This window comes from Streptomyces sp. NPDC006463, from assembly GCF_042870715.1.
GTDB lineage: Bacteria > Actinomycetota > Actinomycetes > Streptomycetales > Streptomycetaceae > Streptomyces.
Map to the genome: position 1 here is coordinate 143461 of NZ_JBIAHP010000019.1, position 19979 is coordinate 163439.

Here is a 19979-nt window from a genome sequence, read left to right on the forward strand (position 1 = left end):
CCCCGGCCGCGCCGGAGGCCCCGGCTACGCCGACGACCCCGGCCGCGCCGGAGGCCCCGGCTACGCCGACGACCCCGGCTACGCCGACGACCCCGGCTACGCCGACGACCCCGGCTACGCCGACGACCCCGGCCGCGCCGGAGGCCCCGGCTACGCCGACGACCCCAGCCGCGCCCGAAGTCCCGGCTGCGCCGGAAGGCGAAGCTCCGCGCCCGGCCCGCCGGACCCGCTCGGCGGCCGACGGCTCGGCGAGCCAGGCCACCGAAGCCGAAGCCGAGGCCGACGCCGAGACGCCCGCGCGGGAGTCGGCCCGGCACCGGCCGGCTCCGCGCAGCGCTGACGCGCCCTGGCACAACCCGAAGCCCGCCTTCGACGAGCCCCCGGCGAAGCCGGATCCGGCCGGGCCGCAGGCCGAGGCCCCGGCGCCCCCGCCGGAGCCCAGCCGACCCGACCCCACCCCCGGCACCACCCCCGACCCCACCCCTGACAACGGAGGCGACGCGTGAACGACGTCCTCGACGTCGCCCTGCGGCTGATCGTCGTCTTCGGCGTCTTCCTCGTGCTCCCGCTCGTCATCGGGCAGACCGAGCACAAGGTGATGGCCCACATGCAGGGCCGCCTCGGCCCCATGTACGCCGGCGGCTTCCACGGCTGGGCCCAGCTCGTCGCCGACGGCGTGAAGTTCGCGCAGAAGGAAGACATCGTCCCGGCCAACGCCGACCGGCGGATCTTCCAGCTCGCCCCCGCCGTCGCCCTGCTCCCGTACCTCCTCGTCCTCCTCGCCATCCCGATCGGTCCGGGCGAGGGCGCGGTCGGCCAGGCCATCGACGCCGGCCTGTTCTTCGTGCTCGCCGTCATGGGCGTCGGAGTCCTCGGCTCCCTCATGGCCGGCTGGGCCTCCGCGAACAAGTTCTCCCTGCTCGGGGGCCTGCGCACCGCCGCCCAGCTGCTCGCCTACGAGCTCCCCATGCTGCTCGCCGCCGCCTCGGTGGCCATGGCGGCCGGGACGGTCTCCCTCCCCGGAATCGTCGAGGGCTTCCAGTGGTGGTGGCTGCCCTGGCAGATCGTCGGCGCGCTCGTCTTCTTCACCGCCGGCCTCGCCGAACTGCAGCGGCCCCCCTTCGACATGCCCGTCGCCGACTCCGAGATCATCTTCGGTGCGTACACCGAGTACACCGGCCTGCGCTTCGCGCTGTTCCTGCTCGCCGAGTACGCCGGCATCGTCGTCCTCTGCGCCCTCACCACCGTCCTCTTCCTCGGCGGCTGGCAGGGACCCTTCGGCGCCGACGGTCTCGGCTGGGTCTGGACCCTGCTCAAGGTCGCGATCCTCGCCTTCGTCGTGATCTGGCTCCGCGTGAGCTACCCGCGCCTGCGCGAGGACCAGCTCCAGAAGCTCGCCTGGACCACACTCATCCCGCTCGCGCTCGCCCAGATCGCGCTCACCGGCATCGTGAAGGTGGCGATGAACTGATGCCCATCCCCGGATCCGGCCTCGCCAAGGGCCTTGCGGTGACGCTGCGCACGATGACGAAGCGCTCGCACACCGCCCAGTACCCCGAGGTCCAGCCCCAGCTCCCGCCCCGCAGCCGCGGTGTCATCGGCCTGTTCGAGGAGAACTGCACGGTCTGCATGCTGTGCGCCCGTGAGTGCCCCGACTGGTGCATCTACATCGACTCCCACAAGGAGACGGTTCCGGCCGCCGCTCCCGGTGGCCGCGAGCGCAGCCGCAACGTCCTCGACCGCTTCGCCATCGACTTCTCCCTCTGCATGTACTGCGGCATCTGCATCGAGGTGTGCCCCTTCGACGCCCTCTTCTGGTCGCCGGAGTTCGAGTACGCGGAGACCGACATCCACGACCTGACCCACGAGCGCGACAAGCTCCGCGAGTGGATGTGGACCGTCCCGGCCCCGCCCGCACTGGACCCGGCCGCCGAGGAGCCCAAGGAGATCGCCGCCGCCCGCAAGGCCGTGGAGAAGGCCGAAGCCGCCGCGGCGGCCGCCGCCGCTGCCGAAGCCGCCGCTGCCGAAGCCGCCGCTGCCGAAGCCGCCGAGGCGCCGACCACCGAACCGCCGACCGGCCCCGATTCGCCGACCACCCCGGAGGGAGACGCGTGACCCCCGCAGTCACCCTGGCAGCAGCCGCCACCGCCACCGGGCCCGGTTTCCTCTCCCCGGCCGGAGTCGAGATCGCATTCCTCCTCGTGGGCCTCGCCACCCTCGGCGCGGCCCTCGTCACGGTCACCACCAAGCAACTGGTGCACGCCGCCCTCTGGCTGGTCGTCGCGCTCGGCGGCATCGCCGTCGAGTACCTGCTGCTGACCGCCGAGTTCATCGCCTGGGTCCAGGTCCTGATCTACCTCGGCTCCGTGGTCGTCCTCCTCCTCTTCGGGCTGATGCTCACCAAGGCGCCCATCGGCCCCTCCCCGGACGCCGACTCCGGCAACCGCTGGGTCGCGACGGGCGTCGCCGGCGTAGCGGCCGTCGCACTCGTCTGGGTCGTCGTCGACGCCTTCCGCACGACCTGGATCGACCTCGACGGCCCCGTCCAGGGCTCCACGAAGGTCTCCGGCGAGATCCTCTTCCAGCACTGGGTGCTGCCCTTCGAAGCGCTCTCCGTCCTCCTCCTCGCGGCCCTGATCGGCGCCATCGTGCTGTCCCGCAGGAACGACCCCGCCGACGCCGGTGCCGGCACCGGCGACAAGAAGGGGCAGCGCTGATGCACCTCGCCTACCCCGCCGGGCTCGCGGCGCTCCTCTTCTGCACGGGCCTGTACGGAGTGCTCGCCCGCCGCAACGCCATCCTGGTCCTGATGTCCGTCGAGCTGATGCTCAACGCCGTCAACCTCAACCTGGTGGCCTTCGACGTCTGGCTGCGCGACACCCTGCACGCCGGCCAGGCCCTCACCCTGTTCACCATCGCCATCGCCGCCGCCGAGATCGGCATCGGCCTCGCGATCGTGCTGATGGTGTACCGCAACCGCGGCACCTCGGACGTCGACCGGCTCCGCGACACCGCCGAGGGCCACGAGCCCGCCCCGAACAACCAGAGCGAGGTCACCGCGTGAGCACACCGACCCTCGCCGTCCTCGTCCCCCTCCTCCCCTTCCTGGGCGCGGTCGCGGGACTGTTCTTCGGCCGCACCGCCCCCGGATTCGTCCGGCCCCTCGCGATCCTGCCGACGCTCGGCGCCGCCGTACTGGCCGTGCTCGTCGCCGTCCGCCAGGGCGGCGGTCAGCCGATCGAGACCGCGACCGAGCTGACTCCGACCGGCTCGGTACCGATCGACCTCTCGCTCTACATCGACGGCTTCGCCGCGCTGGTCGCAGTCCTGGTCGGGGTCGTCGCCACCTGCGTACAGATCTACTCGACGGCGTACCTCCGCGAGGACCCGCGCTACCCGTCGTATGCCGCTCTGGTCTCACTGTTCACCTCCGCGATGCTGCTCGTCGTCTACTCCGGCGACCTGATGGTGCTGCTGGTCGGCTGGGAGGTCATGGGCATCTGCTCGTACTTCCTGGTCGGCCACTACTGGGAGACCGAGGCGGCCCGCTCCGCCTCCCTGAAGGCCTTCCTCGTCACCAAGCTCGGTGACGTCCCCTTCCTGATCGGCCTGTTCGCGCTCGCCACCGACGCCGGCTCCTTCCAGATCACGAAGATCCTGGGCACCGTCGCCGCGGGCGGGCTCGACCACCCGACGCTGATCGCACTGCTCCTGCTCGCCGGAGTCGCGGGCAAGTCCGCGCAGTTCCCGCTGCACACCTGGCTCCCCGACGCCATGGCGGGCCCCACCCCGGTCTCCGCGCTGATCCACGCCGCGACGATGGTCGCCGCCGGTGTCTACTTCGTCGCCCGCCTCCTCCCGGTCTTCGCGGCCTCCGGCGCCGCGCTGGTGGTCATGGCCGTCATGGCGGCCGTCACGATGGTCGGCTCCGGCCTCGCCGCTCTCGCCCAGGACGACATCAAGCGGGTGCTCGCCTACTCCACGATCGGACAGCTCGGTTACATGACCGGCGCCCTGGCCGTCGGCGACCGCGGCGCCGCCGTCTTCCACCTCCTGTCCCACGGCGCCTTCAAGGCGCTCCTGTTCCTCGGCGCGGGCGTGATCATCCACGCCGCCGGTACGAACTCCCTGGCCGCCATGTCCCGGATGGACGACCTGGCCAAGCGCATCCCCGACGCCTTCTGGACGATGACGATCGCGCTGCTCGCGCTCGCCGCGATCCCGCCGTTCGCCGGCTTCTTCTCCAAGGAAGCCGTCCTCGTCGCCGCCGAGCAGACCGCGACCGGCCACTCGGAGTTCGCTCCCAGCAGCGCCGGCTGGGTGGTGCTGGTCGCCGGCGTGCTGACCGCCCTGCTCACCGCCGCCTACGCCACCCGGCTGTGGCTGATGGCCTTCCGCGGCCGGGGCGCGGCCGCACCCCACCACGGCAAGGAGCCCGTCGCCATGACCGGCGTGCTGTGGCTGCTCGCGATCCCGACGATCGGCCTCGGCCTCGCGGCCGACTCCCTCGCCGACTGGTTCGACGGCAGGGAACTCAGCCCGACCCTGGTCACCTCGGTCCTCGGCACGGGTGCAGCGGTCATCGGCGTGGTGCTCACCTACGCCCTCTGGCAGCGCGCCACGGCCAAGGCCGCCACGAGCGGATACGGAGCGGGCCTGTCCGCGTCCGCCGCCGCCGCGGAGTCCGCCGCCGAGACCCCCGAGGTCGCCGAGGTCACCCACGACCACCCCGCCGTCCCGGTGGGCGCCGCCCCCGACCCCGGCAAGGCGCTCCTCGGCCCGCTGCACCGCCACGCGGCCGACGGCTTCCACCTCGACGCCGTCTACGACCGGCTCTTCGTCCGCCCCGTCCGCGCGGCGGCAAGCCTGGTCCGCTTCCTCGACCGCGAGGTCGTCGACACGTACGTCCGCGGCGCGGGCACCGGCACCCGGCTGCTCGGCAGCCTCGTACGCCGTGCCCAGACCGGCAACGTGCAGAGCTACCTGAGCGCCCTGCTCGCCGGCGCCGTGGTCCTGGCGATCGCCACCGCCGTCCTCGCCAACGTCAACGCCGGATCGTGAGCCGTGAGTCAGCCGTGATTGATATCAGCCCGTCCGTGATGCAGTTCCTTCTGGCGTTCGTCGTGGCCGCACCGCTCCTCGGCGCCGCCGCGGCCCTCCTGCCGGCCCCGCCCGGCCTCAAGGGCCGCAGCCCCGAACAGGCCGTGCTCCGCCACGCAGTGACCGTGACCGGCGTCATCCTCGCCGCGGCGATCGCCCTCGCCCTGGGCTTCGACCACGACGCCCCGTCCCGCTTCCAGGCGACGACGGACATCAGCTGGATCCAGGCGCTGAACGTCCGGATCCACCTCGGCATCGACGGCATCTCGCTCCCCCTCCTCCTGATGACCGCGCTGCTGTTCTTCCTCTGCGCGCTCTACAGCTACTTCAAGTTCCCCGAGGGCCCCTCCCCGAAGGCCTTCGTCGCGCTGCTCCTCGTCCTCGAATCCGGCACCCTCGCGACCTTCGCCGTCCTCGACCTGCTGCTCTTCTTCCTCGCCTTCGAGATGGTCCTCATCCCGATGTACTTCCTCATCGCCCGCTGGGGCGGTGCTCAGCGGCAGGCCTCCGCCTGGAAGTTCATCCTCTACACCCTCCTCGGCTCCGTCGTCATGCTGCTCGGTCTGCTGCTGATCGGACTGAAAAGCGGCACTTTCGACATGGTGACACTCGCCTCTGACAACGGCCGCGAACTGTCCCACACCACCCAGCTCCTGGCCGTCCTCACCATCGGCCTCGGCCTCGCCGTCAAGACCCCGATGTGGCCGCTGCACAGCTGGCTGCCGGACGCGCACACCGCCGCGCCCACCGTCGGCTCCGTCCTGCTGGCCGGCGTCCTGCTCAAGATGGGCACGTACGGGTTCGTCCGCATCCTGCTCCCCATCACCCCCGACGGCATGGCCACCTTCGCCCCCTACCTGGGCGCCTTCGCCGCCGTCGGCATCGTCTACGGATCCCTCGCCTGCCTCGCACTGGCCCGCAAGGGGAACAAGGGCGACCTCAAGCGCCTCATCGCGTACTCCTCCGTCGGCCACATGGGCTTCGTGCTCCTCGGCATCGCGTCCATGACCCCCACCGGCGTCAACGGCGCGCTCTTCGCCAACATCGCCCACGGCCTGATCACCGGCCTCCTCTTCTTCCTGGTCGGCGCCCTCAAGGACCGCTACGGCACCGCCGACCTCGACACCCTCGCCGGAGCCACCGGCGCCGCCCTCTACGGCCGCGCCCCCCGCCTCGGCGCCCTCCTCGCCTTCGCCGCCGTCGCTTCCCTCGGCCTGCCCGGCCTGGCCGGTTTCTGGGGCGAGATGCTGTCCCTCTTCGGCGCCTTCGACCCCGCCGAGGGGCTGTCCCGCCCGGCCTTCCTCACCTACACCGCCATCGGAGCGTTCGGCACCCTGCTCACCGCCGCCTACCTCCTGATCGTCGTACGGCGCGTCTGCATGGGCGACCCGAAGACCGGCCCCGAGCTCGCCGTCGCCGACATCCAGCGCTACGAGTTCGCCGCCTGGACCCCGCTCGCCGCCCTCACCGTCCTCGCCGGCCTGTGGCCCGCGGTCCTCCTCGGCCTCACCGACCCGGCCGTCCAGAAGCTCCTCGCAGGAGGCAACGCATGACGGCGCTCACGGCCCTCGCCGCCGAGACCCCCAGCCTGGTCCAGTCCGTCGACTGGCTCGCCCTCGCGCCCGTCGTGATCACCGCCGCCGTCGGCCTGGCCGTCCTGATCGCCGACCTCTTCGTGCCCGAGCGCGCCAAGCCCGCCCTCGGCTGGGTCTCCGTCGCCGGCCTCGCCGCCGCGACCGCCACCCTGCTGCCGCTGCGCGCCGGCGACCGCACCACCTTCTGCCTCACCACCGACCCGGCCGCCTGCAGCTACGTCGCCGACCACTTCACGCTCGTCATCCAGTTCCTGGTGCTGGCCGGCGCCCTGGTCACCGCCCTGCTGTCGGTCACCGCCGTCCGCGACGCGCGCATGCCGGCCGGCGAGTACTGGTTCCTGCTGCTCTCGTCCGCCTCCGGCGCCGCCCTGCTGCCCGCCTCCCGCGACCTCGCCACCCTGATCGTCGCCCTCGAAGTCGCATCGCTGCCCGCCTTCGCCCTGGTCGGCATGCGCCGCGGCGACCGGCTCTCCTCCGAGGCCGCCCTCAAGTTCTTCCTCTCCTCCGTCACGGCCACCGCCGTGTCGCTGATGGGCGTCAGCTTCGTCTACGGCGCCACCGGCTCCCTGCACCTCACCCAGATCGCGGACCGTCTCGAAGACGTCCCCGGGCAGCTCGACACCCTCGCCATGGCCGGCGTCGCGCTCACCCTGGTCGGCTTCGCCTTCAAGACGGCGGCCGTCCCTTTCCACTTCTGGGTCCCCGACACCTACGTCGGCGCCCCCCTGCCCGTCGCCGGGTACCTCTCGGTGATCGGGAAGGCCGTCGGCTTCACCGGCCTCATCCTCGTCACGGTGATCGCCTTTCCGGCGTACTCCGAGATCTGGGGCCCGGCCCTGGCCGTCCTCGCCGCGCTCACCATGACCGTGGGCAATGCCGCCGCTCTGCGGCAGTCCGCGGACCGCACGAACAGTGCCGTACGGCTGCTCGCCTGGTCCTCGGTCGGCCAGGCTGGCTACCTGCTGGTACCGATCGCCGCGGCCGCCTACTCCGGCCGCGACCAGATCGGCGCCACCGTCGCCTACGCGCTGATGTACGCCGTCGTGAACCTGGGCGCCTTCGCCTCGGCCGCGCTGGTCGCCCGTACGAAGCCGCTGGGCCGGATCAGCGACTACCGAGGCCTGTACGCCGAGCGCCCGCTCGTCGCCCTCTCGCTGGCGTTCTTCCTGCTCTGCCTGGCCGGCCTGCCGCCGGGCATCATCGGTCTCTTCGCCAAGGTCACCGTTTTCCAGTCCGCGGTCGACGCGGGCCTGGGCTGGCTGGCCGTGGTCATGGCGATCAACGTCGTCATCGCCCTCTACTACTACCTGCGGTGGACCGCGCTGCTGTTCCGCATGCCCGAGGGCGCGGCCGAGACCCGCACCAAGGCTCCCTGGCCGGTCACGGCGGCCATCGTGGTCACCGCCGTGACCGCCGTGGTCCTCTCGGGCGCCCCGCAGCTGGTCCTGCGCGTCGCGTCGGGCAGCCTCTTCCCGCAGTAGCCCGTACGGAGTAACGCCCGCCTGGGCCCCGCCGCCCCCGGCATGCGGGCGGCGGGGCGGCCGTGCCCTGGGAACCTGACGCCCTCACCTCGCGTTGACCAGGAAGGGAGGGTCCACTGGACCGTAGGCCCTCGCTCCGGGTCCCCCGCCGCACCACTTGGAGGGCGTACCGTGCACCGCCGGCACAACGGGCTCAAGACCGCCGTACTCCTCGGCGGGCTGTCCGCAATCATCATCGTCATCGGAAGCTTCTTCGGACGGACGGGCCTGATCGTCGCCGTCCTCATCGCCCTCGGGACGAACGCGTACGCGTACTGGAACAGCGACAAGCTGGCTCTACGCGCGATGCGCGCCCGCCCCGTCAGCGAGTTCGAGGCCCCCGCGCTCTACCGCATGGTGCGCGAGCTCTCCACGTCCGCGCGCCAGCCCATGCCCCGCCTCTACATCTCGCCCACCGAGGCGCCCAACGCCTTCGCCACCGGCCGCAACCCGCGAAACGCCGCGGTCTGCTGCACCGAGGGCATCCTGCGCATACTCGACGAGCGTGAACTGCGCGGAGTCATCGGCCACGAGCTCAGCCACGTCTACAACCGCGACATCCTGATCTCGTCGGTCGCCGGAGCCCTCGCCTCGGTGATCATGTTCCTGGTGAACTTCGCCTGGCTGATCCCGGTCGGCCGCTCGAACGACGACGAGGGACCGGGCCTCTTCGGCATGCTGCTGATCATGATCCTGGGCCCATTGGCCGCCTCGGTGATCCAGCTGGCCATCAGCCGCTCCCGCGAGTACGAGGCCGACGCGTCCGGCGCCCAGCTCACCGGGGACCCGCTCGCCCTCGCGAGCGCCCTGCGCAAGCTCGACGCGGGCACCAAGCAGCTCCCGCTGCCCCCGGAACCCCGCCTGGAGACGGCGAGCCACATGATGATCGCCAACCCGTTCCGCCCGGGCGAAGGTCTTTCTAAGATGTTCTCGACACACCCCCCGATGGCCGAGCGCATCGCCCGGCTCGAACAGATGGCAGGACGCCGACAGTGAAGACCATTCTGAACGTCATCTGGCTCATCCTCAGCGGCATCTGGCTGTTCCTGGGCTACGTCCTCGCGGGTGTGCTGCTCTGCATCACCATCATCGGCATCCCCTTCGGCATCGCCGCCTTCCGCATCGCCGTCTACGCCCTGTGGCCCTTCGGGTACACCACGGTCGAGCGCCGCGACGCGGGCGCCGCCTCCTGCATCGGCAACGTCCTGTGGCTCGTCCTGGCGGGCTGGTGGCTGGCCATCGGCCACATCGTCACCGGACTCGCGCTGTGCGTCACGATCATCGGCATCCCGTTCGGCATCGCCAACTTCAAGATGGTCCCGCTCTCCCTGCTCCCGCTGGGCCGCGAAATCGTCCCGACGGACGCTCCGTTCGCCTCCCGCTGACCACGCCCGGCCTGCGGGGCCAGGCCGAGGGCCACGACGGCGAGCAGCTGCGCGAAGCCGTCCTCGACCGAGTTGTCCACAGGCCGAGCGGGCTGTCGGTGGGGTGCGTCACCATGAACGCATGAACGAGACCGAACAGTTGCTGGAGCAAGTCGCAGACCGTGTGCGCAACTCCGCGCACGCGCAGGGAAAGCCCCTGCCGGCACCGCCGGCCACCGGGGAGATCGCCCACGCCGAAGGCATACTCGGCTTCACGCTGCCGCCGCTGCTCACCGCTCTCTACACCCGCGTGGGCGACGGCGGATTCGGCCCGGAGCACGGAGTGCTGTCGCTGGGTCAGGCCGTCCGGACGTATGAGGCGCAGCGCGCGTCCGGGTGGCGCTGGCCGGAGGGCGTGCTGCCGATAGCCGACTTCGGCTGCGCCATGTACGCATGCGTGGACTGCCACTCCGAGACCGCCCAGGTCCTGCTGTTCGACCCGAATCCAGGGGAGCCCGACCTCGCATGGTCCATCGACACCCCGAGTCTGGCCGGCTGGCTCCGCGGCTGGCTGGACGGCACCGCCTGGTTCTGCGAGGAGTCCGGCCTGGGGGAGGAGACCGACCTGGAACTGGCTCCCTGGGCCGAGTTCAGATCCCGGATCTGAACCGCCGGCGCACATCGTAGGCCAGCGCGCCGACCGCCAGCACCGCCGCACCCGCGACCGCTGACGCGAGGGGCAGCGCGCAGGCCAGCACCACACAGCCGGACAGCCCGACCGCTGCCACGGCCCGGCCCTTGACACCTGAACCGAGTGTCCACGCTGAGGCGTTCGCGATCGCGTAGTAGGCCAGCACTCCGAAGGAGGAGAAACCGATCGCGCCCCGCAGGTCGGCGGTGGCCGCGAGCACCGCCACGACCGCGCCCACTGCCAGCTCGGCATGGTGCGGCACCTGATGCCGGGGATGTACGGCGGCCAGGGTGCGGGGCAGATGGCCGTCCCGGGCCATCGCCAAGGCCGTCCGAGAGACCCCGAGGACGAGGGCCAGCAGCGAGCCCAGCGCGGCCAGGGCCGCGCCCACCCCGACGACCGGGGCCAATTCGGGCCGGCCGGCCGCCCGGACCGCGTCGGCCAGCGGGGCAGAGGACCCCGCCAGCCCGTCGGCGCCGAGCACCGACAGAGCCGCCACCGCCACGGCGGCGTACACCAGCAGCGCGATCCCCAGCGCGAGCGGCACCGCCCTGGGGATCGTCCGCTCCGGGTCACGCACCTCCTCGCCCAGGGTGGTGATCCGGGCGTAGCCCGCGAAGGCGAAGAACAGCAGCCCGGCCCCCTGCAACAGTCCGACCGCACCCCAGCCCCCGCCGCCGAGCCGCCCGGCGTCGGCGGCCTCGGAGGACAGGCACACCACGACCACGCCGGCCAGCACCGCGAGGACGGCCGCCACGATCAGCCGGGTCAGCCGGGCGGACTTCTGCACGCCGCCGTAGCCTGCGGCCGTCAGCGCCACCACCGCGGCGACGGCCACCGCATGCTGCTGCCCGGGCCAGACGTACGCTCCGACGGTCAGTGCCATCGCCGCGCAGGAGGCCGTCTTGCCGACCACGAACCCCCAGCCCGCCAGATAACCCCAGAAGGGTCCGAGCCGCTCGCGTCCGTAGACGTACGTGCCGCCGGAGAGCGGGTACCGGGCGGCCAGCCGCGCCGAGGAGTGCGCGTTGCAGTAGGCCACCAGGGCCGCCAGCGCGAGGGCCGCGAGGAGCGCGCCGCCCGCCGCGCGTGCCGCAGGCGCGAGGGCGGCGAAGATCCCGGCGCCGACCATCGCACCGAGCCCGACCACGACCGCGTCGGAGACTCCCAGGCTGCGCTTCAACTCGTTGGTCACGGGGCGGAGGGTAACCGCCCTAGATGACGCCTTCCCGGCCGGGGAGCGGCATCCGCCCCAGCTCCCACCCCTCCAGGGCGGTCAGACAGGCATGGTCGAGATGGCGCAGCCCGCTCAGATCGAGCCGCACAGGCTTCCCGTGCGGAAGTGCGTCCAGGGCGTCGAGCAGCTTGGGCAGCCTCAGGAAGCTGGCGTTGCCCACGACCCGCACGCACAGCTCGCCGTCCTCCCACACCTCCTCGATGTGCACGTGGGAGGTCTCCCAGGCCGCCTTGGCGACGGCGAGCCCCAGGCCGACCAGCACTCCCTCGAAGAGATTGGTGGCAACGATCGCGGAGGCCGTGACCACCAGCACCACCGCCTCGCCCCGGTGCGTCCGCCACAGCGCGGCCACCGCCCGGGCGGGCAGCAGCTTCCAGCCCGCGTGCAGCAGCACCCCGGCCAGCGCGGCGAGCGGTACGGCCTCCAGGACCTGGGGGAAGGCCACGGCGAAGAGCAGCAGCCAGCCGCCGTGCAGCACCCGGGCCGCCCGGGTGCGCGCCCCGGCCTCCACATTGGCGGCGCTGCGCACGATGACGGCGGTCATCGGCAGCGCCCCGAGCAGCCCGCACACGCTGTTGCCCACGCCCTGGGCGATGAGTTCCCGGTCGTACTCGGTCCTCGGCCCGTCGTGCATGCGGTCCACGGCGGCGGCACTGAACAGCGTCTCGGCGGAGGCGATCAGCGCGAGCGCGATCACGGTTCCCACCGCCCCGAAGGAGGCCAGCACGCCGAAGTCGCCCCAGGAGGGTGGGGACACCGCTTCCAGTACCCCCGTCACCCGAACCTTCTCCACGGGCAACCGCAGCAGGGCCGCCACCGCGGTGGCGGCCGCCACCCCCACCAGCGCGCCGGGTACGAGTCGCACCCGCGCAGGCATCCGGCGCCACAGGGACAAGACGGCGATGGTCCCGGCCCCGAGTGCCACAGCGGCCCAGTCGGCCTGCGTCCCGAGCTCGTGCACCCCGCCCAGCTTGGCCAGGGTCTGCCCCGGAGCCTCCACGCCGCCCAGCGCGTAGAGCTGCCCGGAGATCAGCACCAGCCCGATCCCGGCCAGCATCCCGTGCACAACGGCGACGGAGATCGCCCGGAACCACCGCCCGAGCCGCAGCACCCCCATGCCCAGCTGCACCACCCCGGCGGCCAGCACCAGTATCCCGAGCGCGGGCAGACCGTACGCCCGCACCGCCTCGTAGACCAGCACGGTGAGCCCGGCCGCGGGCCCGCTCACCTGCAGCGAGCTACCCCGGAACCACCCGGTGACCAGCCCTCCGACCACGCCGGTGACGATCCCGAGCTCGGCCGGCACCCCGGAGGCGACGGCCACCCCCACGCAGAGAGGTAGCGCGACCAGCGCGACGACGACAGACGCCCCGAAGTCTTCGCGAAACGTGCCGGCCCCAGGCATGCGAGAACCCCCTGCCACGCGGTGGATGGATGCCCCACTCACCTTGCCGGGCGCACTCATGCCGCCCAAGTGCCCACAGAGGCCCGCGATGGCGCACGCGCCGCTCACGCCCCGCACACACCCCCGCAACCCCCGCAACCGCCGCGGCCCGGCGGTCCGTGAGGACCGCCGGGCCGGCGTGCGGGCAGGTCCGCGACCTGGGTCAGCGGTAGTTCACGAACTGGATCGCGAAGTCCAGGTCCTTGCCCTTGAGCAGCGCCTGGACCTCCTGGAGGTCGTCACGGCTCTTGGAGCTGACGCGCAGCTCCTCGCCCTGGACCTGGGCCTTGACGCCCTTGGGACCCTCGTCCCGGATGATCTTCGCGACCTTCTTGGCGTTCTCCTGGGAGATGCCCTCCTCGATCGTGGCGAAGATCTTGTACTCCTTGCCGGACAGCTGCGGCTCGCCGGCGTCCAGCGCCTTGAGCGAGATCCCGCGCTTGACCAGCTTGGTCTCGAAGACGTCGAGGACGGCCTTGACGCGCTCCTCGGAGTTCGCCTCCATCAGGATCTTCTCGCCGGACCAGGCGATCGTGGCGCCGGTGCCCTTGAAGTCGTAGCGCTGCGAGAGCTCCTTGGCGGCCTGGTTGAGGGCGTTGTCGACCTCCTGCCGCTCGACCTTCGAGACGATGTCGAAACTGGAGTCGGCCATGTGGTGTGGCTCCTTGAAGTCGGTTGTGATGGCCCCGGAGGGCGCGGCCGGACGTCCCCGGCCCGCTCCGCAAAGCCTAGCCACCGCACCCACCCGCAGCGCTGATCAATCCGGTGGCGAAGCACCCCCGGTCATCAGGTATCGTTTACGTCGTTGCCACAGAGCACCGCCCCAAAGCGGCCTCACCGGCAACATCTCATGGCGATGTGCCCGAGTGGCCAATGGGAGCGGACTGTAAATCCGTCGGCTTAGCCTACCCAGGTTCGAATCCTGGCGTCGCCACGCGATGTGAGACCCCCGTTACTTGTAGCGGGGGTCTTCTCGCATCCCGTCGTACTGCTCGGAAAACCGGTGGGCACGAGCGCCGCGCGCGGGCATGCTGACGGCATGATCAGCATTCGAAAGGCCGATGCCGCGTAAGCCCGTCTCGCAGGTCCGTGCGGGCCTGCCCCGAAAAGCACGCCGTGGGGACGACCGGGCCGTCGTCTCCGGGCTCTCCGCCAAGGCCGTCGCCGAGATCGCCCGCATCGAGCGCCGGGCCTACGAGCCGGGCGCGGCCCGCAAGGCTCTGCGGGACTGGCGCGAGCTGGTCCACGCGCCGGGGCCCCTGGTGATATATCCGCGGTGGTTCCACGAGTGCCCGTGCTGTGCCCCTGCCTGGGGCGGAGACCCCCGGGAGACCCTGGAGGCCATCTGCCACGGCCTCTCGCGCAGGTCGGCGCGCGAGCTGCGCGCCGTGCTCGCGCCGCTCGACGAGCGGTTCCTCGCGCGCACCCTCAACGATCCGTACGCCGCGCCGCGTGATCGGTGGTGGCGCCGGCGGCTGGAGACTCCGTGAGTGCCGCCTTCCAGGACCAGGACGTGCGGCGCGGGAGGGCGGGCAGTGCCACGCGGCCCGCCGACCAGAGCAGGACCTCGGTGGGCGGACCCTGCGGGGCATCCGGGAAGAGGCGGGCCAGGACCGGCGCGCACAGGCCGGGCGGGGGCCGCCAGGGCAGCCCGAGACCCTGGGCGATGTCATACGTGTGGAGCAGCAGTTCCGCCACGCCCATCGCCGCGAAGCCCCCCGGATCGCAGGGCCCCCAGTGCCAAGCCCGGTCCGACGGGCCGGCGGCCGTGATCGCCGAGCTCAGCAGGCGGGCGCTCGCCGATACCACCACCAGCACCTCGGCCGGGGGCGCGCCCGGGCGGACACGCAGGTCCAGGGGCAGGTACCCCGACGGCGCGCGGGAGGCCACCTGGGCGGCGTACGCCGTGAGGTCGTGCGCGATGTGGGCCGCGGTCGTCCAGCAGGACCAGTCGAGGGAACCGGCCGGCACCTGCCAGTCCAGGCCGGTGTGCGGCCCGAGGGCGGCTGCCGCTTCGGCTGCCGCCAGTTCGACGTCCTGGCCCGTCATCGACCGCATCATCGGGGTCTCCTGTTCGTTCACCAGGGGTGAAATGGACATTTGACACGCGGGGGAAAGCAGGCGGCGGAGTGCTCGCCGCCCTGCTCGGCGCCGGGATTCCGGCCCTGGTGGGAGCGGCGCTCCACGCGGACACGGGGAAGCCCTACCAGGAGACCCGACTCTACTTCGGCACCGAGCGCCCCGACGGCCGGGAACCGGTCGGAGAGCGGGAGTTCATGCGGTTCCTGGACCGAGAGATCACCCCCGCCTTTCCCGAGGGGCTGACCGTCCACGACGGGTACGGCCAGTGGCGGGGCCGGGACGGCAAGAGCATCCGCGAAACCTCGTACGAGGTGGTGCTGCTGTACCCCGAGAAGGAGGCCGACGAGCGTGACGCGCGCATCGAGCGGATCCGCAAGGCGTACGAGGACCAGTACCGGCAGGACTCGGTCGGGCGGTCCGACGACAAGGTGACCGCCGAGTTCTGACCGGGCCGATGGCCTGTCAGTTGCCCGCAACGTCCTTGACGGCCACGGTGACCGGCGTCGAACCGGAGGTCAGCTCCAAGGTCAGGCCCGCCGTCGCCGGCGTCTCGACCAGCTCGGCGAGCACCGCCGCCACGTCGTCGCGGGGCACGGACCCGCGGCCCGTGTGGGCCTCCAGGCGGACCAGACCCGTACCGGCGTCGTCGATCAGCGATCCGGGGCGCAGGATCGTCCACTCCAGCCCCAGCCGGGTCCGGAGGTGGTCGTCGGCCTCGCCCTTGGCCCGCAGGTAGACGTCGAAGACGTCATCGCCCTCGTGGTGCGCGTCCGCGCCCATCGAAGAGACCATCAGGAAGCGCCGTACGCGTGCACGTTCGGCCGCGTCGGCGAACAGCACCGCCGCGCCCCGGTCCACGGTGTCCTTGCGCTCGACTCCGCTGCCGGGACCCGCGCCGGCGGCGAAGACCGCCACGTCCGCGCCGTGCAGAATGCCCGCAACGTGTTCGACCGTGGCCGATTCCAGATCGCACAGCACCGGTTCGGCGCCGGCCTCTCTGAGGTCGTCGCCCTGTGCCGGGTCGCGGATGATGCCCGCGACCTCGTACCCGCGCACGGCGAGCAGGCGCTCCAGCCGCAGCGCGATCTGACCGTGTCCACCCGCGATGACGATGCGCATGACCCGACCGTACGACGAGCCGGGCGCCCACGCCCGCGAACGCCGGGCGCACCTTCAGGGTCCGGGCTCCGTACGGCCCTGTCGGGGCAGGTCCAGAGCCACCGCGACGGCGGAGTCGCAGTACTCCCGGACGGCACTCGTACGGGCTACCACCCGCCCGCGGTGGATCACGATCCTGCTGTACGCGAGGGAGAGCACGGCCGCGATCCGGTCCCCGCGCACGGCGAGCAGCTCCGCCGGGAAACCGGCCTCCACCCGCACCTCCGGCAGGCCCATGGCCTCGCGGGCGGCGGAGCTGACCGATTCGTAGGCCTCGCCCGGCCGGAGCCCGCCCTGGGAGGCCAGCAGGTACGCGGCCTCCAGCGGGTCGCCGCGGCCGACCGGGTTCCCGGCGTCGCGCAGCGCACCGCTGCCGGCCGTGACCCGTACGCCCGCGGTCCGCAGCAGGCGTACGGGGGCGGTGCGCAGGCCTCGGCGTTCCAGGGCCGCGCAGTCGCCCTGGGGCAGGCAGGTCACCCGTAGGCCTGCCGCGGCCAGCTGGTCGGCCGCGCGGGCGGCCACGTCCAGCGGAAGCCGGGAGAGGCCGCCGCAGGGCCCGATGGTCACCCCGGGGCGCAGCCCGCCGGCCATCGCGGCGAGCCGGGACAGGCGGGCGGGGTCGTCACCGTCCGTGTGCAGGTCCACGGGACAGCCGTGCTCGGCGGCGAGCTCCAGGACGGCTTCGAGGAAGCCCGTCGGGTCGGGGTCCAGGTCGGGGCATCCGCCGATCACGGAGGCGCCCATCTTGACCGCGTCCCGCAGCATCGCCAGTCCGTCGGCGCCGGCCACCCCGGTCAGCAGCCGGGGCACGGCCACGGTGGTCAGGTCGGTGAGTCCGCGCAGTGATCGGCGGGCCTGGAGCACGGCCTCCATGGGGCCGAGGCCGTGCACGTCGCCGATCCGGACGTGCGAGCGCACGGCGGTGGCGCCGTGCCCGAGCTGGAGCAGGGCCGCTTCGGTGGCGCGGCGCTGGACCTCGTCGGGGGTGTAGGAGACGGGCCCTTCGCCGTCGGCGGTCAGGGCGGTGTCCCCGTGGGCGTGGGGCTCGGCGGGGGCGGGCAGCAGCAGGTAGCCGCTGAGGTCCACGCGGGAGAGGGCGGGGGCCGGGAGGCTGCCCGCGGTGCCCACGGCCTGGATCCGGCCGCTGCTGAGGCGCACGTCGACGGTCCGGCCGTCGGTGAGGCGGGCCCCGGCGAGCAGCAGGGTGGCGGCCTCGGCGGCGGCCGCGTTCCCGGCCCCGCGCAAGGGCGCGCGGTTCCGGGAGGGGCCGTGTGCGGGTCCGTGGCCTCCGCTCTCGCCGCGGCCGCTGTGGGGGGAGTGGGACGGCTGCTGCGGCTGGCTTTCGGACATCGCGCTCCTGCGGTGGCTCGGGCGGTTCCTGGGCCCTGGCCGCGACCTACGGCCCAAGATCACGCAGCGTGCTCAGAGCCTAGGGCGCGCGGCAGCCCGCTTCAGGGAAGAGCGCAATAGTCGTACCGGTGTGGTGCGCGTGCGCTTCGGCGCCCGCGCGTGCGCCCCGGTGGCGTCGGCCGCTCCGACCGGGCGCCGTCCGGTCGGTGGGTTGGTCGGGTCTACGTGCGCCCGCGGCGTGACCCCGCTCACAATCTGGGGCGGAAGTGGCCGGATAGGGCTCCGCGCTCTGATCGACAAAGGCTTCCGAACCCCCTCGGAGCCCGGTCCCCGCAAAGGATTTGGGCGATCGGCAGGCAACCGTGTAATGTCTTCATCGCTCGCCCCAATAGCTCAGTCGGTAGAGCGTCTCCATGGTAAGGAGAAGGTCTGCGGTTCGATTCCGCATTGGGGCTCTGGTGAGAGAGGTTCCCCACCCTCGGGTGGGGAGCGGATCACATCAAAGCGGCGTAGCTCAGTCGGTAGAGCAAGCGGCTCATAATCGCTGTGTCACCGGTTCAAGTCCGGTCGCCGCTACACACAGTAGCCGATTGCGGGGTCGGTCTCCCGGTCGGCTACTCTTGTATGCGTTCATCCGTCCCAATTTCCGTCAAGGAGCACTCACGTGGCTGCCACCGACGTCCGCCCGAAGATCACGCTGGCCTGCGTGGAGTGCAAGGAGCGGAACTACATCACCAAGAAGAACCGGCGTAACAACCCGGACCGTCTTGAGATGAAGAAGCACTGCCCGCGCTGCAACTCGCACACCGCGCACCGCGAGACCCGCTGACCCCAGCGAAGTCTCGTACACAGGCACCGTCATGAGGTCGTCCCCTTCATTGGGGGCGGCCTTGTGTCGTTTTCGCGCTCCGCACCTGTGGCGCATGCCTCACCTGTTTTTGTGTCTTTCGTGTCCCTTCATCAGGAGGTAGTGAGTCATGGCTCTCGACCAGTCCTTCGTGGGGCGGAGCTACCCGCCCACCGATCCGTACGAGGTCGGCCGGGAGAAGATCCGCGAATTCGCGGTAGCGGTGGGTGACGCCAATCCCGTCTACACCGACCCCGAAGCCGCCAAGTCTTACGGCTACTCCGATGTGATCGCTCCGCCGACTTTTGTATTCGCGATCACTTTCGCGGCGGCGGGTCAGGTCGTCGAGGACCCGCAGCTCGGGCTGGACTACAGCCGCGTCGTGCACGGCGACCAGAAGTTCGCGTACTCCCGCCCCGTGCGCGCCGGTGACCGGCTTTCGGTGACCTCCACCATCGAGGCCGTGAAGTCCCTTGCGGGCAACGACATCATCGACATCCGCGGCGAGGTCCACGACGAGACCGGCGAGCACGTGGTGACGGCGTGGACGAAGCTCGTCTCCCGCGCCCCCGAGGAGGCCTGACATGGCAGCGCAGATCCAGTACGCCGACGTCGAGGTCGGCTCCGAGCTGCCGGCGGCGTCCTTCCCCGTGACGCGCGCCACGCTCGTCCGCTACGCCGGTGCCTCGGGTGACTTCAACCCGATCCACTGGAACGAGAAGTTCGCCAAGGAGGTCGGACTGCCGGACGTGATCGCGCACGGCATGTTCACCATGGCCGAGGCGATCCGCGTGGTCACCGACTGGGTCGGCGACCCGGGCGCGGTGGTCGAGTACGGCGTCCGCTTCACCAAGCCGGTCGTGGTCCCGAACGACGACCAGGGCGGCCTGATCGAGGTCACGGCCAAGGTCGCGGCCAAGCTGGACGACAACCGCGTCCGGGTCGACCTGACGGCCATGAGCGCCGGCCAGAAGGTGCTGGGCATGTCCCGCGCCGTGGTCGAACTGGCGTAAGGGCGGGCGGGCGCCTGGCCTTCGGGCCGGGCGCTGGGCCCTGGGCGCCGGGCGCTGGGCGTTCGGGGCCGGGTGTCGGGCTCGAGTCGAGTGTCGGGGCGGACGCCTGGCCTCGTCGAGCGGCGGGGCGGGGGCTTCGGGGGGCGGGGCCTCAACCGGGCGGGGTCAGGGATGCGGGGCGGGGTCATGGTGGGCTGCCACCCCCGGACCGAATCAGGGACGTGGGGCGGGGGCTTCGGGCGGGTTGCTGTCCTTGGGCGGTGGCAGGGATGCGGGGCGGGGGCTTCGGGCGGGCTGCTGTCCCTGGGCGGCGTCAGGGACGTGGGTTGGTGGCTTCGGGTGGGCTGCTGTCCTTGGGCGGGATCAGGGTGGTGGGTTGGTGGCTTCGGGTGGGCTGCTGTCCTTGGGCGGTGGCAGGGATGCGGGGCGGTGGCTTCGGGGGCGGGACGTCCACGGGGGCGGCATCAGAGATGTGGTGCGGGGGCTTCGGGCGGGTTGTTGCCCTTGGGCGGGATCAGGGAGGGGCTGGGGGTTTCCCGTCCGTCCCATCGTCTTCCGGGTCGGGCCGGTCCCTCAAG

At 72.0% G+C, this 19979-nt stretch carries 21 protein-coding genes, 3 tRNA genes and 1 pseudogene; 19 read left to right on the plus strand and 6 right to left on the minus strand.

Annotated features, from left to right (window positions below; all coding sequences use genetic code 11):
• The 11 genes and pseudogenes from ACFYOB_RS29910 to ACFYOB_RS29960 all read left to right on the plus strand — a co-directional run.
• A pseudogene (locus ACFYOB_RS29910) lies at positions 1-506 on the plus strand (NADH-quinone oxidoreductase subunit C); the annotation flags it as partial.
• A complete protein-coding gene (locus ACFYOB_RS29915; RefSeq protein WP_388564866.1) occupies positions 503-1471 on the plus strand; it encodes an NADH-quinone oxidoreductase subunit H in 969 nt (322 codons plus the stop codon). The pseudogene ACFYOB_RS29910 and the gene ACFYOB_RS29915, both read left to right, overlap by 4 nt.
• Positions 1468-2115, plus strand: coding sequence for a NuoI/complex I 23 kDa subunit family protein (locus ACFYOB_RS29920; protein WP_388564927.1), 648 nt, complete (start codon positions 1468-1470; stop codon positions 2113-2115). The genes ACFYOB_RS29915 and ACFYOB_RS29920 overlap by 4 nt, the downstream gene beginning before the upstream one ends.
• Positions 2112-2717, plus strand: a complete 606-nt coding sequence (locus tag ACFYOB_RS29925; protein ID WP_388564869.1) for an NADH-quinone oxidoreductase subunit J — start codon at positions 2112-2114, stop codon at positions 2715-2717. The genes ACFYOB_RS29920 and ACFYOB_RS29925 overlap by 4 nt, the downstream gene beginning before the upstream one ends.
• Positions 2717-3064, plus strand: a complete 348-nt coding sequence (gene nuoK, locus ACFYOB_RS29930) for an NADH-quinone oxidoreductase subunit NuoK (RefSeq protein WP_388564872.1) — start codon at positions 2717-2719, stop codon at positions 3062-3064. Before ACFYOB_RS29925 ends, nuoK begins: the two co-directional genes overlap by 1 nt.
• Positions 3061-5061 carry an NADH-quinone oxidoreductase subunit L gene (locus tag ACFYOB_RS29935; RefSeq protein ID WP_388564875.1) on the plus strand — a complete coding sequence of 667 codons (2001 nt, stop codon included), beginning with the start codon at positions 3061-3063 and terminating at the stop codon, positions 5059-5061. The genes nuoK and ACFYOB_RS29935 overlap by 4 nt, the downstream gene beginning before the upstream one ends.
• Before the next feature lie 38 nt (positions 5062-5099).
• Positions 5100-6653, plus strand: a complete 1554-nt coding sequence (locus ACFYOB_RS29940; RefSeq protein ID WP_388564929.1) for a NuoM family protein — start codon at positions 5100-5102, stop codon at positions 6651-6653.
• The gene (locus ACFYOB_RS29945) at positions 6650-8176 is read left to right on the plus strand and encodes an NADH-quinone oxidoreductase subunit N (protein ID WP_388564878.1); all 1527 of its coding nucleotides are present in this window, start codon (positions 6650-6652) and stop codon (positions 8174-8176) included. The genes ACFYOB_RS29940 and ACFYOB_RS29945 overlap by 4 nt, the downstream gene beginning before the upstream one ends.
• A 171-nt stretch (positions 8177-8347) precedes the next feature.
• On the plus strand, positions 8348-9211 hold the full coding sequence (htpX, locus tag ACFYOB_RS29950) for a zinc metalloprotease HtpX (RefSeq protein ID WP_388564880.1): 864 nt from the start codon (positions 8348-8350) through the stop codon (positions 9209-9211).
• Positions 9208-9600 (plus strand): YccF domain-containing protein, encoded by a 393-nt coding sequence (locus tag ACFYOB_RS29955; protein ID WP_328927124.1) that lies wholly within the window; start codon positions 9208-9210, stop codon positions 9598-9600. The genes htpX and ACFYOB_RS29955 overlap by 4 nt, the downstream gene beginning before the upstream one ends.
• A 121-nt stretch (positions 9601-9721) precedes the next feature.
• Positions 9722-10246 carry an SMI1/KNR4 family protein gene (locus ACFYOB_RS29960; protein WP_388564883.1) on the plus strand — a complete coding sequence of 175 codons (525 nt, stop codon included), beginning with the start codon at positions 9722-9724 and terminating at the stop codon, positions 10244-10246.
• On the opposite strand, the gene ACFYOB_RS29965 is transcribed toward ACFYOB_RS29960, so the two are convergent.
• The 3 genes from ACFYOB_RS29965 to ACFYOB_RS29975 form a co-directional block, all read right to left on the minus strand.
• On the minus strand, positions 10230-11465 hold the full coding sequence (locus ACFYOB_RS29965) for an APC family permease (protein ID WP_388564886.1): 1236 nt from the start codon (positions 11463-11465) through the stop codon (positions 10230-10232). The genes ACFYOB_RS29960 and ACFYOB_RS29965 overlap by 17 nt on opposite strands.
• A gap of 19 nt (positions 11466-11484) precedes the next feature.
• Positions 11485-12912 carry a SulP family inorganic anion transporter gene (locus ACFYOB_RS29970; RefSeq protein ID WP_388564889.1) on the minus strand — a complete coding sequence of 476 codons (1428 nt, stop codon included), beginning with the start codon at positions 12910-12912 and terminating at the stop codon, positions 11485-11487.
• A gap of 202 nt (positions 12913-13114) precedes the next feature.
• The gene (locus ACFYOB_RS29975) at positions 13115-13603 is read right to left on the minus strand and encodes a YajQ family cyclic di-GMP-binding protein (RefSeq protein ID WP_030009008.1); all 489 of its coding nucleotides are present in this window, start codon (positions 13601-13603) and stop codon (positions 13115-13117) included.
• 200 nt (positions 13604-13803) lie between these two features.
• On the opposite strand from ACFYOB_RS29975, the gene ACFYOB_RS29980 reads away from it, so the two are divergent.
• Both ACFYOB_RS29980 and ACFYOB_RS29985 read left to right on the plus strand, forming a co-directional pair.
• Positions 13804-13885, plus strand: a tRNA-Tyr gene (locus ACFYOB_RS29980).
• A 127-nt stretch (positions 13886-14012) separates the two neighbouring features.
• Positions 14013-14441 (plus strand): hypothetical protein, encoded by a 429-nt coding sequence (locus tag ACFYOB_RS29985; RefSeq protein WP_388564892.1) that lies wholly within the window; start codon positions 14013-14015, stop codon positions 14439-14441.
• On the opposite strand, the gene ACFYOB_RS29990 is transcribed toward ACFYOB_RS29985, so the two are convergent.
• The gene (locus ACFYOB_RS29990; RefSeq protein ID WP_388564895.1) at positions 14380-15051 is read right to left on the minus strand and encodes a maleylpyruvate isomerase N-terminal domain-containing protein; all 672 of its coding nucleotides are present in this window, start codon (positions 15049-15051) and stop codon (positions 14380-14382) included. The two genes, ACFYOB_RS29985 and ACFYOB_RS29990, sit on opposite strands and share 62 nt — an antisense overlap.
• A gap of 29 nt (positions 15052-15080) precedes the next feature.
• On the opposite strand from ACFYOB_RS29990, the gene ACFYOB_RS29995 reads away from it, so the two are divergent.
• Positions 15081-15479 carry a DUF3574 domain-containing protein gene (locus ACFYOB_RS29995; protein WP_388564898.1) on the plus strand — a complete coding sequence of 133 codons (399 nt, stop codon included), beginning with the start codon at positions 15081-15083 and terminating at the stop codon, positions 15477-15479.
• A gap of 16 nt (positions 15480-15495) precedes the next feature.
• Here the strand turns inward: ACFYOB_RS29995 and ACFYOB_RS30000 are convergent, their stop codons facing one another.
• Positions 15496-16152 (minus strand): SDR family oxidoreductase, encoded by a 657-nt coding sequence (locus tag ACFYOB_RS30000; RefSeq protein WP_388564901.1) that lies wholly within the window; start codon positions 16150-16152, stop codon positions 15496-15498.
• A 54-nt stretch (positions 16153-16206) separates the two neighbouring features.
• On the minus strand, positions 16207-17541 hold the full coding sequence (locus ACFYOB_RS30005) for an amidohydrolase family protein (protein ID WP_388564904.1): 1335 nt from the start codon (positions 17539-17541) through the stop codon (positions 16207-16209).
• A 382-nt stretch (positions 17542-17923) separates the two neighbouring features.
• Between ACFYOB_RS30005 and ACFYOB_RS30010 the strand changes: the two genes are divergently transcribed.
• From ACFYOB_RS30010 to ACFYOB_RS30030, 5 genes are all read left to right on the plus strand, one after another.
• Positions 17924-17996, plus strand: a tRNA-Thr gene (locus ACFYOB_RS30010).
• Between the two features lie 48 nt (positions 17997-18044).
• Positions 18045-18117: transfer RNA gene (locus ACFYOB_RS30015), tRNA-Met, on the plus strand.
• An 88-nt stretch (positions 18118-18205) separates the two neighbouring features.
• Positions 18206-18370: a 50S ribosomal protein L33 gene (rpmG, locus tag ACFYOB_RS30020; RefSeq protein WP_003956487.1), complete on the plus strand. Its 165-nt coding sequence runs from the start codon at positions 18206-18208 to the stop codon at positions 18368-18370.
• Between the two features lie 148 nt (positions 18371-18518).
• Positions 18519-18971, plus strand: a complete 453-nt coding sequence (locus ACFYOB_RS30025) for a MaoC family dehydratase N-terminal domain-containing protein (protein ID WP_326588535.1) — start codon at positions 18519-18521, stop codon at positions 18969-18971.
• Between the two features lies 1 nt (position 18972).
• Positions 18973-19401, plus strand: coding sequence for a MaoC family dehydratase (locus tag ACFYOB_RS30030; RefSeq protein ID WP_376682810.1), 429 nt, complete (start codon positions 18973-18975; stop codon positions 19399-19401).
• The last annotated feature ends 578 nt before the right edge of the window (positions 19402-19979 follow it).